Raw genomic sequence first — 12,619 nt, forward strand, 5'->3', positions numbered from 1 at the left:
CACCGGGTTGACCTGCTCCAGCGCCTGGGGCGGCAGCACCAGCTCGGATTGCAGACGCAACCACGAGAAGAAATCCGGCAGGTGCAGGAAGCCGATCAGGGCGATCAGAAACAAAATGAAGGGGAATAAGGAAAACAGCATTTGATACGCCAACGCCGACGCGTAAGTCGACATCTCGTCGTTAACAAACTCTTTGACGGTGCGCACCATCACCCGGGTGATGGGCATACCTTTCATGTCCGGGAAAATCATGAGCGTCTCCTTTCGCCGCAAATCGGTAGAAGTCGTGGCGACTCAGGGGCCGTTTTTACATCAAAGTAGCCTAAGTGGCGACTCTGAAACACTGTGCTTGTTTCATACCCGTCAGGCTGACACAAAAACGGCCATCCGCAGATGGCCGTTTCGGTCGCGCACAAAGCCACAATTACGCTTTGTCGACGCCTTTCTTGACGGCGTCTTTGGCGTTGCCCACCGCTTGCTGAGCTTCGCCTTTCTTTTCCTGGACCACACCTTCGGCGCGCATTTTGTCGTTATCGGTAGCCTTGCCGACGCCTTGCTTGACGTTGCCGACTGCTTCGTTGGCCATGCCTTTTACTTTATCGCCAGTGCTGCTCATGGTGTTTCTCCTGTGAACAATTGAACGAGGTAAGTGGTTACACAAAGATTGACCGGGCCGACTTGCATGGAGTTTCATTTTTTTTTCGAGCGCTTTTCATCGGCCAACGCAGTCGGGGCTTTATGTTTGCGCGACAACCCCCGAGAATGCGCCATGTATTCAGGCCTCTGGCGCTGAAGATCCAATACTGTAGGAATGTTATGAAACTCGATAAAAAGCAGGCCATTGCCCGCAGAAACCAGGAGCTCGGCGGTGCTGTGCTTGGCGTCAATAACTGCCATTTCACCGAATTGAACCGCAACCGCAATATTTGGTGGTTCGACCTTCCGGTAGCGCGTCTGGCGATTGGTCAGTACGAATGGATTCACCTGCTGATGCATACTCCGGATACCGACGAACTGCTGCACCTGAAGGTGCCGACGGTGTTCCTGCGCGAGAAGCTTGAAGGTCTGGTCGTGCGTAATGAGGGTAAGCGCAAAGCTGCGCTGAGCCTGGAACTGAGCGCAGACAAGGATTCATATCTGCAAGACATGCGTCCGGCGGGGACGAACGTCAATTTCGCGCAGTTTCGGTTGTAATTCATTGTCTGTGTGACGGGCCTGCGGTAAGGGATACCGCCTGTGGCTAGCCTACTATTTGTGGCGAGGGGGTTTAGCGAAACGTCGCACCGCCCCGTTTGGCTGCGCAGCAGTCGTTAGATGGCGATCGCGACATCCCTGGGGGAAGTGGGTTAAGGGTTATTGGTTATGGGGCTGCTGCGAAGCCCAACGGGGGCAAGCCCCCTCACCACAGGAACGCCCTCACCACATCCCCCTGCCATAAGACCGTTCTCCACAAAAAAGCCCCGCATCTGCGGGGCTTGTTGGTTCAGGCGGCGGACTTCGCCTTGATCTTCTTCAACTCTTCATCGCGCAACTCACGGCGCAGAATCTTGCCGACGTTAGTGGTCGGCAGCGCATCGCGGAACTCCACCGAACGAGGCACTTTGTACCCGGTGACATTGGCGCGCATGTGCTCCATCACCTGTTCTTTGGTCAGGGTGACGCCCGGTTTGGCCACAATGAAAATCTTGATCGCCTCACCCGACTTCTCGTCCGGCACACCGATTGCTGCGCATTGCAACACGCCTGGCAGGGTCGCGAGCACATCTTCCAGCTCGTTCGGGTAGACGTTGAAACCCGACACCAGAATCATGTCTTTCTTGCGATCGACGATGCGCATGTAACCGTCAGGCTGGATCACCGCAATATCACCGGTTTTCAGCCAGCCTTCGCTATCGAGCATTTCATCAGTGGCTTCCTGGCGCTGCCAGTAGCCCTTCATGACCTGCGGGCCTTTCACGCACAGTTCGCCGATCTCGCCCAAAGGCAACTCCACGCCCGCATCGTCAATGACCTTGCACAGCGTCGAGGGTACTGGAATGCCGATGGTGCCGATCTGAATATGCTGAATAGGATTGACCGTTGCCACGGGGCTGGTTTCGGTCATGCCGTAACCCTCGCAGATGGCGCAACCGGTCACTGCTTTCCAGCGCTCGGCAGCGGCCATTTGCAGGGCCATGCCGCCGGACAGCGTAACTTTCAGCGCCGAGAAATCGAGCTTGCGAAATGCTTCGTTATTGCACAGGGCCACAAACAGAGTATTGAGGCCGACAAAGCCGCTGAATTTCCACTTAGACAACTCTTTGACCATCGCCGACAGATCCCGCGGGTTGCTGATCAGGACGTTGTGGTTGCCGATCAACATCATCGCCATGCAATGAAAGGTGAACGCATAGATGTGGTACAGCGGCAGCGGCGTGATCAGGATCTCGCAGCCTTCGTTGAGGTTGGATCCCATCAAGGCCTTGCACTGCAGCATGTTCGCCACAAGGTTGCGATGGGTCAACATTGCGCCCTTGGCCACGCCGGTGGTGCCTCCGGTGTATTGCAAAACGGCCACGTCGCTGCTGGCCGGATTGGCTTCAGTGACTGGCTGGCCATGGCCCTTGCTCAACACATCGTTGAACTTGATCGCCTTCGGCAAGTGATACGCCGGAACCATTTTCTTCACGTATTTGATGACGCTGTTGATCAACAAACGCTTGAGCGGCGGCAGCAAGTCCGCCACTTCGGTGACGATTACGTGTTTGACGCCGGTTTTCGGCACGACGGCCTGGGCCAGATGAGCCATGTTGGCCAGGCACACCAGAGCCTTCGCGCCGGAGTCGTTGAATTGGTGTTCCATTTCCCGCGCGGTGTACAGCGGATTGGTGTTGACCACGATCAGCCCGGCGCGAATCGCCCCGAACACGGCGACCGGGTATTGCAGAACATTGGGCAATTGCACGGCGATTCGATCGCCTGGCTGCAAGTCGGTATGCTGTTGCAGGTACGCGGCAAATGCACCAGACAATTCGTACAATTCGCCGTAGGTGATTGTCTTGCCCAGGTTGCTGAATGCCGGCTTTTCGGCGAAGCGTTGGCAGGATTGCTTCAGCACTGCCTGAATATTCGGATACTCGTCCGGATTGATGTCGGCAGCAATCCCGGCAGGGTACTTATCCTTCCAAAAGTCTTCGATCATGGAAGCCCACTCCTCAGCGACGCGAATTCGAATACCGCATTTTGATGCGATTATTATTGGTGTTTGATTATGGGTGCATCCGGCTGTTGAAGCAGGCCGAGAGGTCCCAAAGCGCGCCGAGAGTAGCAGCTTTGCCAAAGCCCGCCTAGAGCCAAAGCGGGCTCTATAGTCACGTTGGTGACTCTTGACTGTGCAATGGTCAGATTTAGAGCAAAAATTCTATCGCGTTGTGAAAGCCCTTTAAAACCTGGCGCATTCAAAAAAAAAATCGCGAGCAGGCTCGCTCCTACAGGATCACCATAGTCCTTGTAAGAGCGAGCCTGCTCGCGATCGTGCGAAGCCCGGCCATTCACCGATCAGGCAATATCGCGTAACTCCCTTCGCAGGATCTTGCCTACCGGCGTCATCGGCAACGACTCGCGCAACACTATGTGCTTGGGCACTTTGTACGCGGTGAAGTTTTCCTTGCAGTAAGCCTTCAGCTCTTCAAGGCTGACACCCGTCTCGCGGGCCACGACAAACAGCTTGACGGCTTCCCCCGAACGCTCATCCGGCACGCCGATCACCGCGCAGTTGGCGACTTTCGGGTGAGCCATCACCACGTCTTCGATTTCGTTCGGGTACACATTGAAACCCGAGACAATGATCATGTCTTTCTTGCGATCAACGATGCGCACGAAGCCGTCTGGATCAATCACTCCTATGTCACCCGACTTGAACCAGCCCTCGGCATCCAGCACTTCAGCGGTGGCATCCGGCTTTTGCCAATAACCTTTCATGATCTGCGGGCCTTTGATGCACAGCTCGCCGCGTTCGCCCAGCGGCTGCTCGATGCCCTCATCGTTGATGATTTTCAGGGTGGTGCCCGGCACCGGCAGCCCGACCGTGCCGAGGCGCGACTTGCCACCGTACGGGTTGGTGCAGGCTACCGGTGAGGTCTCGGTCAACCCGTAACCTTCGGTGATCCGGCAGCCGGTCAGTTGCTCCCAGCGCTCGGCCGTCGCCTTGACCAGCGCAGTGCCGCCCGAGTTGGTGACTTTCAGGCTGGAGAAATCCAGGGTCTTGAAATCCGGATGCTCCATCAATGCGACGAACAGCGTGTTGAGCCCCAGCAGACAGGAAAACCGCCAGTTCTTCAGTTCCTTGATGAAACCGCCAATGTCCCTTGGGTTGGTAATCAGCACGTTATGGTTGCCGGTTACCATCATGCATATGCAGTTCGCCGTGAATGCGTAGATGTGGTACAGCGGCAGCGGCGCGATCATCACTTCCTGCCCTTCGCGCAGCAGTGGCTGACCGTCATCGCCGATCTGCCCCAGGCATGCCCTCGCCTGCTGCATGTTGGCGACCAGATTGCCATGAGTGAGCATGGCGCCCTTAGCCAGGCCGGTGGTGCCGCCGGTGTATTGCAGCACCGCGATGTCATTGAGCCCGGCATTCAATGCCTTAATGCCCTGTCCCCGACCCTGGCGCAATGCGGTTTTGAAAGAAATGGCCTGCGGCAACGAATAATCCGGGACCATTTTCTTCACTTTGCTGACCATGGTATTAACCAGCCAGCCCTTGGCGGCGGGCATCATGTCGCCCATCTTCGCTTCGATCAGGTACTGAATATCGGTGTCGCCCAGCACTTCCTGGACCTTCTGCCCGAACATATTCAGATAGACCAGCGCCCGTGCGCCGGAATCCTTGAATTGGTGACGCATTTCCCGCGCGGTGTACAACGGGTTGGTGTTGACCACGATCAGCCCGGCGCGCAACGCGCCAAACACGGCAATCGGGTATTGCAGGACGTTGGGCATCTGCACCGCGATGCGATCGCCCGGTGCCAGGTCGGTGTGGGCTTGCAGGTACCCGGCGAACGCGGCGCTGTGGCGTTCCAGCTCGGCGTAGGTCAGGGTGACGCCCATGTTGCTGAAGGCCGGGCGGTCAGCAAATTTCTTGCAGGAACGCTCGAATACCTCAATGACCGACTTGTACGCCCCGTGCTCGATATCCAGGGGCACGCCGGCCGGGCGTTTGTCGTTCCAGAAATCAGGTTGCATTGTTCTTGTCCTCTTTACCTGAACCTATCCGGGCCGCTTTTTTCGATCGTTGCCGAACAAACAAAAAGCGGAGCTTCCCGGACGTTAGCAGCTATGGCGAATCAGGCAAATATGCCAATAGCCGTCATAGATCGTGTGAATCTTCGTGCAGTGGCGTGGGCTGATCAGACGGCAGCGGCGGGATGCGCTATACAATGCACCGAGCCCATGCAAAGGAATCGCCATGATCCATGACACTTTCTGGCTGACCGCGAGTGACCGCAGCCGCCTCTTCGTCAACCAGTGGCTGCCTGAGACGCCGTTGAACGCAGTGATTCTGGTCGCTCATGGCATGGCGGAACACAGTGGCCGCTACGCACGCCTGGCGGAAAAATGTTGCGAGAACGGCTACGGCGTCTACGCGCCGGACCTGCGTGGACATGGCAAAACTGCCGAAACCGCGACGCTGGGCCATTTCGCCGACGATGACGGTTGGTGCAAAGTGGTCGGCGATCTGGCGAGTCTCAACCAGCATATCGGCCAGCAGCATCCCGGCGTGCCGATCGTGCTGCTGGGTCACAGCATGGGCAGTTACCTGGCCCAGGCGTATCTGCTGCATCACAGCGCCAGCCTGCACGGCGCGATCCTCAGCGGCTCGAACTTCCAGCCCCCAGCGCTTTACCGTGCGGCGCGGCAGATTGCCCGCTTGGAGCGCCTGCGTCAGGGTCGCACCGGGCGCAGTGCGCTGATCGAACGGTTGTCGTTTGGCTCGTTCAACCAGAAATTCAAACCGGTGCGCACGCCGTTCGACTGGCTCAGCCGCGATCCGGCTGAAGTCGACCAGTACGCTGCCGACCCGCTCTGCGGGTTTCGCTGCACCAATCAGTTGTGGATCGATTTGCTCGGCGGCTTGCAGCAAATCAGCAAAGCGTCCAATCTCGCGCAGATCGATCCGGGCCTGCCGTTGCTGGTGATGGGCGGTGAATGTGATCCGGTGAGTGAAGGCAAGCGTCTCACAGATCTGGCCAACGCACTGCGCGCCGCCGGCAGCCAGAATCTGCAACTGTCTGTTTACCCGCAGGCGAGGCATGAGCTGTTCAACGAAATCAACCGCGATCAAGTCACCGCCGATGTGTTGGCCTGGATCGCCGGAGCACTGAGCCACCGCCGCCCGGCACGTTCAGAATAGTTTTTTTGTGGATTTTTATAGTCGTCACAGGAATTGAGACACATGACCCAGGTTACCAACACCCCTTACGAAGCGCTCGAAGTCGGTCAGACCGCCAGTTACAGCAAGACCGTCGAGGAGCGCGACATTCAGCTGTTCGCCGCGATGTCCGGTGACCACAACCCGGTGCACCTGGACGCCGAATTTGCGGCCGCCACCATGTTCAAGGAGCGAATCGCCCACGGCATGTTCAGCGGCGCGTTGATCAGTGCGGCCGTGGCCTGCGAGTTGCCTGGTCCAGGGACGATCTACATTGGTCAGCAGATGAGTTTTCAGAAGCCCGTGAAGATTGGCGACACCTTGACCGTGCGCCTGGAAATCCTCGAAAAAATGCCGAAGTTCCGGGTGCGAATTGCCACGCGCGTGTTCAACCAGCGCGATGAACTGGTGGTAGACGGCGAAGCGGAAATTCTCGCCCCGCGCAAGCAGCAGACCGTGACGTTGCCGACACTGCCGGCGATCAGTATTGGTTAATTGACCGCAGATTTGAGGCAAGGATCTGCTTACCTGTGGCGAGGGGCTTGCCCGCACCACCCCGCCCGGCTGCGAAGCAGTCGCTACCTGTCAGCGCGGAGGGTCAAGCTGAAGGCGGTGCCAGATCCGCCGGGGGTGCTTCGCCCCCAACGGGGTGGTGCGGCATTCCGAAAAGCCCCCTCGCCAACATGTGCATTGGAATTACTGTGTGGATTCCTGCACCTGAACGCTCGCCGTCATCCCTGAACTCAAATTGATCCCCTCTGGCACTTCATCCAGCTTGATCCGCACTGGAATCCGCTGCGCCAGCCGCACCCAGTTGAAGGTCGGTTCCACCTCTGCCAGCAACTGCCCGTCCGGCGTGGTGTTGCGGTCGGTGATGCCGCGACTGATGCTCTCGACATGCCCATGCAACGGCGAGCCGACACTCATCAGCCAGACCTTGACCGCATCGCCCACTCGGACTCGCGGCAGTTTGGTCTCTTCGAAATACGCCTGCACGTAGAACGTCGAATCATCGATCAGCGCCATCACCGGTTGCCCGGCATTGACATAATTGCCTTGGGCCAGACGCAAGTTGGTCACGTGCCCGCTACGTGGGGCGTGCACCTGACTACGGGCGAGGTTGAGTTCGGCGACCTTGGCTTCGGCTTGAGCTTCGCGCAGTTCGCCACGGGCAATGCCGGCGTTGATTTGCGCGTTCTCGCGCAGTTCGGCGCTGATCGCTTGCGGGCCGAGGGCGGCGCGGCGACTGGCTTCGCGTTCACGCAGATTAAGTTGCTGCTGGCGGGTTTGCACCACCGCCTGAGCTTTCTCCACCGCTGCTTCGAAACGATCACGATCGATGCCCAGCAGCAGATCACCGGCCTTGACGCGCTGATTGTCGAAAGCTTTCAGTTCACGTACCCAGCCCGACACGTCCGGTGCAATCACCACCACGTCGGCACGGATCCGCGCATCGCGAGTCCATGGGGTCAGCATGTAGTACTGCCAGAGATGAAAACCGGCAAAAACCGCCACAACCACCAGGCTCAGTGTGACCGCGACACGTACGGATGTACGCATGTTCAACTCCTTATAATGGTCCGAGGACGATGGTGATCAGGGTCAATACACAGACGTACAGGGCGCAATCGAATAAAGCTTCGTGCCAGATCCAGCGCCCGACCGGTGTCATTTGCAGCAGCATGCGCAAACCTCCGGTCACCAGCAGCGCCAGCACCACATAGATCAGAAAGGGACTGAGCAAGACGCCGCCCACTGACCATTCACGCAAGCCCATGGCTGACCTCCTGCTGATGACACCAGGCGCGCCAGCTGCTCTGCAATTGCAACACTGCGCCTTGCGCGAGTTTCACGGCATCGCTGGCGGGCAATGCGTCCAATGTCTGCAGAAATTCCTCGCTGGGTTGCTGCAACCCGTCGGCGCGACTGCCGGCCGGTCCTTGCTCCAGAAGTTTTTCCAACTCATCGAGGTACCGACGCTGCGACGCACCGACCGGCGCCTGCGCCACGGCGAGACTCAAGCGCAAATGCAGCAACTCGTCGCCGATGTCCAGGCCCAGCAAGCCATCGTCCCAGCGGCTGCGCGCCGGCTCCGGCAATTCGGGATAGTGCCGCGCCAGTTGCAACAGGCGATCGGCCATACGCCCGCCGAACCAGCTTTCGGCACCACGCAGATTGCGTCGGGTCAGGCGCACCAGATCGTGCAGGGTCGCGGCCAGCAGGCGGCGGCTGTGCCATGCCGGATTGCGCAGCATCAATAGCCGGAACGCCAGCACCGCCGCGCCCACTCCGATGACAATCGCCTGAGCGCTGTTGAAAAAATTGGCGACATCAAATTTCATCGCGTTGAGCGGCGATATCAGCACGATGAAGTGAAGACAGAAAGAGGTTGCCGTGGCGCCAATCTGCGGCTTGGCCATGCCCAGCGCACCGAAGAATAACGGCACGCCCATGCCGAGGCAGAGCAAGGCAAAGCTGCTCCATTGCGGCAGCAAAATCTGTCCGACCAAAAAGGCTGAAGGGATCGCCAAAAAAATTCCGCGCATGAAACTCATGCCGATCTGCGCACCGTTTTCGCGACTGGCAAACAGGCTGCAGACCACGCACGTCAACAGCAGCGCACCCGAGGCGGCCGGCCACGCGGTGGCCAGCCAGAAGCATGACACCACCAGAAAAGCCAAGGCACTGCGCGCGCCGAAAATCAGGGCTAAGGACAGGTCGCGATGCGACGCGAGGGTGCGCGGCGGGTCGACCGTTTCCCTGCCCTCTTCTACCGCCTGCAATGCCGCGCGCGCCGCCATGGCGCTGTCGAGCAACAAGGCCAGACGCGCCAGGCAGAAACTTTGCGCCGAGCTGATTTGAGGATCGTGGGAAGCGTCGAGCAAGCGCGGCCGCAACAGTTGCAGCGCAGCCTGATCCGAGTGATCCAGCGCCACCCTGACTTCGTTCATCCAGCGTTGCAACTGCCCGGCTTCCTGCGGCTCCAACTGCTTCCACTGCCGGCGTACTGATCGCGCGATGCGCAGCAACATCAACAGCTTTTGACTCAGGCCACTGATCGAACGGGCACGCTGCCGACCCAGACTGCCTTCAAACCAGGCATGCTCGCGCTGCGCATCCACGGCGACAATCCTGCCGAGGATTTCCAGCAGGCCTTTACGCGCCTGGCCATCGCCAGCCAGTGTTGCCTGTGCGGCTTTCATTCCGCTTTGCCAGGCGACACGTGCCTGATCCGCCAGCTGCTGTTCGACACGCATGGGCCACAGCAGCGCACTGGCGGCCGTGGCGCAGATAATGCCAAGTGAGATTTCGGTGCAGCGCGCCACGGCTTGATCGAACACGGTCAACGGATGACTGATCGCGGGCAAGGCGATGATCGCCACTGTGTAACCGGCCAGCACGAAGGAATAGGACCAGGCACTGCGCAGTAAGGTCGAGCTCGCCGTACACAGGCCGAGCCACAAGGCTAAGGCCAGTAAAAACAGCCAGGGCGCCTGCGCAAACAGGCCCATGAAGATGACCGACATGATCGTACCGACCAGTGTTCCCAACAACCGCGCCAAGCCTTTTTGCACGACCATTCCGGACAACGGTTGAGCGACGATAAACGCCGTCATCATCGCCCATGCCGGTTGTTCAAGTCCCCAGCGCATTGCCAGCCAAAGCGCCAGCCCACCGCCAAGCAGAGTCTTGATTGCAAATTGCAAAGCACGGCGGTCAGGCAGAAATAAGGCCTGGAAAGTGATGGGCACGGGGAGAACTCTAAGGGGCACGGTTTAACGATAGACGCATTGCGCGGGGATAACGGCGGACTAATTATTAGCTAGCTAACTATATACAGTCCAGCACTGATTTCCAGGCACAAAAAAACGCCAGACTGGCTGGCGTTTCTGACAGGCTACAAACGCTTACGAGCGAGCGCGAGCCTGATTACGCAGGGCTTTCACCTGGTCGTGGTTACGTTGCACACCGTGGTACTGGCGTTCAACCAGATCACGAATACCAACAAGATTGTGCTTGTTGATTTTCTCGATGGCTTCTTTGTAAGCCTTCAGTGCATGGTCTTCACCGCGCTCTGCTTCGTTCAGGACAGCCTCTTCATCCTTGCCGGTGAACATGGCTTTCACGTCTACCCAGCGACGGTGCAGATCACCGCTGACACTGGTAGAAGTTTCCGGGTCGCCACCCATCGAACGAACAGCAGCCTGCAATTCCGCAGCGGCAGTGGCGCAGTCGGCCGAACGGGTCACAAACAGGGATTTGAGTTCTGGATGCTTGATGTCTTCGGCGCAGGTTTTGAAGCCTTCCTGACCATCTTTGCAGGTTTCGATCAAGTCGTTCAGTACGGAGATGGATTCTTTATTGATGTCAGTCATTTTCAATTCCTCACGGGTTGATGAAAGATGTAATACCTATTGCACCCTGCATGCCAGTTTTGAACTTGATAATAAATCCTTTGTTTTCATATACTTAATATTTGTCCAATAAACTGTATCCGCTTTTTTTGCATGATCTGTCATTTGGCCTGCATGCAGAATGCCTGTATTTTCAAATCTGAATGAAATCAGGCGACCGACAGATGAACCCGGAAAAGCTCGAATTACTGATCACCCGCGAAATGCCCTTCGGCAAATACAAAGGCCGAATCATTGCCGACCTGCCGGGCCAGTACCTCAACTGGTTCGCCCGCGAAGGATTTCCACACGGTGAACTGGGCGGTCTTTTGGCCCTCATGCAGGAAATCGATCACAACGGATTATCGGAATTGCTGGAACCGCTGCGCGCCAAACATGGCAAACCCGCCCCTCGCCACTGAACCCTCTGATCGAGTCCTCCATGCCTGACAACACCCTACGTGCCCGTGATGAAGCCTTCTGGCAGACATTCGCCGACCGCTATGCCCTGGAACCGGGCCCGGTCAATCTGGAGAACGGCTATTTCGGGCGCATGTCGCGTACGGTGGTCGAGGAGTATCAGCGCAACATCGAGTTCATCAATCGCAGCAACTCGGTCTACGTGCGTCAACGCTTCGAGCAGCATGAAGGCCTGACGATTCGCGCGGCGGTTGCCGAGCTGATCAATGTGGCCGACGACACCGTGGCCCTCACCCGCAACGCCACGGACGGCCTGCAGTCGCTGATCCGCAATTACAACCTGCTGGAGCCAGGCGATCAGGTGTTGATCTGCGACCTGGAATACGACACGGTCAAGAGCGCCATGCGCTGGCTGGCGCGCAACCGTGGTGCCAATATCATCGAAATCGAGCACACCCATCCCGCTACATACGACGGTCTGCTGAAAACTTACCGCGACATCTTCGCGCGTCATCCACGCCTTAAACTCATGGCGCTGACCCACGTCACGCATCGCACCGGGCTGGTCATGCCGGTGCAGGCAATTGCCGCGGCAGCCAGGGAGCACGGCATTGATGTGATCCTCGACGGCGCGCACGCATTGGGCCAGATAGAATTCAACCTCGACGAGCTGGGCATAGCGTTCGCCGGTTTCAACCTGCATAAATGGATCGGGTCGCCACTGACCCTGGGATTTGTTTACATCGCCCGCGAGCGCCTCGCCGCCATCGACCCGGACATGGCCGAGACGCATTACCCGATCAGCGACATTCGAGCCCGCACTCCACACAGCACCCCCAACATTCCAGCGCTGTTGACCCTGCCGTTGGTGCTCGAAGAACACAGGGCCATGGGCGGTGCAGCCGCCAAGGGCGCAAGACTTAGCTACCTGCGTAATCTATGGGTCAGCGCGGTGCGTGAACTGCCAGGCATTGAAGTCCTGACCCCGGATGATCCGCGCCTGTATTGCGGCATCACCTCCATGCGTTTTACCCGGCATGCCGATCAGCAGATCATGGTCGAGCGATTGCTCACCGACTACAACCTGTTCAGCGTCGTGCGCAGCGGTGCAGCCTGCGGTCCGTGTATTCGCATTACGCCAGGGCTTGTCACCCGCGCCAGCGACATGCGCCAGCTGAGCACGGCACTGGACGAGCTGCGCTGAATTCAAATCGTGTATTAGTCGAAACTTCGGGGATGATCCGTGATGACACCGCAAAGGTGCCAATGCCACTGGCTGGTTGCCCGACGAAGCCGTCATCGTGATAACTGTGTATTGCAGAATTTCTGCTCCCACAGTGGGCTATTCGCTCCCACAGCCGACTATTTGCCGGGCGAAAAAAAACGGTGCACC

The 12,619-nt window shown here is 58.1% G+C and carries 13 protein-coding genes; 5 read left to right on the top strand and 8 right to left on the bottom strand.

Translation table 11 applies throughout. From position 1 onward, the window contains the following. The coding region (locus tag F8N12_RS12795) for a YhjD/YihY/BrkB family envelope integrity protein (protein WP_191623163.1) at positions 1 to 252 on the bottom strand (252 nt) is incomplete at its 3' end. 172 nt (positions 253 to 424) lie between these two features. Then, a complete protein-coding gene (locus F8N12_RS12800; protein WP_150580743.1) occupies positions 425 to 616 on the bottom strand; it encodes a CsbD family protein in 192 nt (63 codons plus the stop codon). Between the two features lie 200 nt (positions 617 to 816). On the opposite strand from F8N12_RS12800, the gene F8N12_RS12805 reads away from it, so the two are divergent. Further along, positions 817 to 1,194 carry a hypothetical protein gene (locus F8N12_RS12805; RefSeq protein ID WP_150580744.1) on the top strand — a complete coding sequence of 126 codons (378 nt, stop codon included), beginning with the start codon at positions 817 to 819 and terminating at the stop codon, positions 1,192 to 1,194. 289 nt (positions 1,195 to 1,483) lie between these two features. On the opposite strand, the gene fadD1 is transcribed toward F8N12_RS12805, so the two are convergent. Continuing rightward, the gene (fadD1, locus tag F8N12_RS12810) at positions 1,484 to 3,181 is read right to left on the bottom strand and encodes a long-chain-fatty-acid--CoA ligase FadD1 (protein WP_150580745.1); all 1,698 of its coding nucleotides are present in this window, start codon (positions 3,179 to 3,181) and stop codon (positions 1,484 to 1,486) included. 356 nt (positions 3,182 to 3,537) lie between these two features. Then, complete coding sequence (gene fadD2, locus F8N12_RS12815) at positions 3,538 to 5,226, bottom strand: long-chain-fatty-acid--CoA ligase FadD2 (protein ID WP_150580746.1); 1,689 nt, start codon at positions 5,224 to 5,226, stop codon at positions 3,538 to 3,540. A 223-nt stretch (positions 5,227 to 5,449) separates the two neighbouring features. On the opposite strand from fadD2, the gene F8N12_RS12820 reads away from it, so the two are divergent. Both F8N12_RS12820 and F8N12_RS12825 read left to right on the top strand, forming a co-directional pair. Further along, positions 5,450 to 6,394, top strand: coding sequence for an alpha/beta hydrolase (locus tag F8N12_RS12820; protein WP_150580747.1), 945 nt, complete (start codon positions 5,450 to 5,452; stop codon positions 6,392 to 6,394). Between the two features lie 42 nt (positions 6,395 to 6,436). Next, positions 6,437 to 6,907 carry a MaoC family dehydratase gene (locus F8N12_RS12825; RefSeq protein WP_150580748.1) on the top strand — a complete coding sequence of 157 codons (471 nt, stop codon included), beginning with the start codon at positions 6,437 to 6,439 and terminating at the stop codon, positions 6,905 to 6,907. A 201-nt stretch (positions 6,908 to 7,108) separates the two neighbouring features. Here F8N12_RS12825 and F8N12_RS12830 read toward each other — a convergent pair whose 3' ends face one another. The 4 genes from F8N12_RS12830 to F8N12_RS12845 all read right to left on the bottom strand — a co-directional run bounded on the left by F8N12_RS12830 (position 7,109) and on the right by F8N12_RS12845 (position 10,788). Beyond that, the gene (locus F8N12_RS12830; RefSeq protein ID WP_150580749.1) at positions 7,109 to 7,972 is read right to left on the bottom strand and encodes an HlyD family secretion protein; all 864 of its coding nucleotides are present in this window, start codon (positions 7,970 to 7,972) and stop codon (positions 7,109 to 7,111) included. A gap of 10 nt (positions 7,973 to 7,982) precedes the next feature. Next, a complete protein-coding gene (locus F8N12_RS12835) occupies positions 7,983 to 8,189 on the bottom strand; it encodes a DUF1656 domain-containing protein (RefSeq protein ID WP_150580750.1) in 207 nt (68 codons plus the stop codon). Further along, positions 8,176 to 10,164 (bottom strand): FUSC family protein, encoded by a 1,989-nt coding sequence (locus F8N12_RS12840; protein ID WP_150580751.1) that lies wholly within the window; start codon positions 10,162 to 10,164, stop codon positions 8,176 to 8,178. The genes F8N12_RS12835 and F8N12_RS12840 overlap by 14 nt, the downstream gene beginning before the upstream one ends. Positions 10,165 to 10,320: 156 nt before the next feature. After that, entirely contained in the window at positions 10,321 to 10,788 is a 468-nt protein-coding gene (locus F8N12_RS12845; RefSeq protein ID WP_150580752.1) for a ferritin-like domain-containing protein, read from the bottom strand. Between the two features lie 203 nt (positions 10,789 to 10,991). Here F8N12_RS12845 and F8N12_RS12850 point away from each other — a divergent pair, with 203 nt between their 5' ends. Then, positions 10,992 to 11,228, top strand: coding sequence for a DUF3820 family protein (locus F8N12_RS12850; RefSeq protein WP_007949456.1), 237 nt, complete (start codon positions 10,992 to 10,994; stop codon positions 11,226 to 11,228). A 20-nt stretch (positions 11,229 to 11,248) separates the two neighbouring features. Then, entirely contained in the window at positions 11,249 to 12,430 is a 1,182-nt protein-coding gene (locus F8N12_RS12855) for an aminotransferase class V-fold PLP-dependent enzyme (protein WP_150580753.1), read from the top strand. Positions 12,431 to 12,619 lie beyond the last annotated feature (189 nt).

Origin of the sequence: Pseudomonas fluorescens (genome assembly GCF_902497625.1) — a bacterium.
Classification (GTDB): Bacteria; Pseudomonadota; Gammaproteobacteria; order Pseudomonadales; family Pseudomonadaceae; genus Aquipseudomonas; species Aquipseudomonas fluorescens_BQ.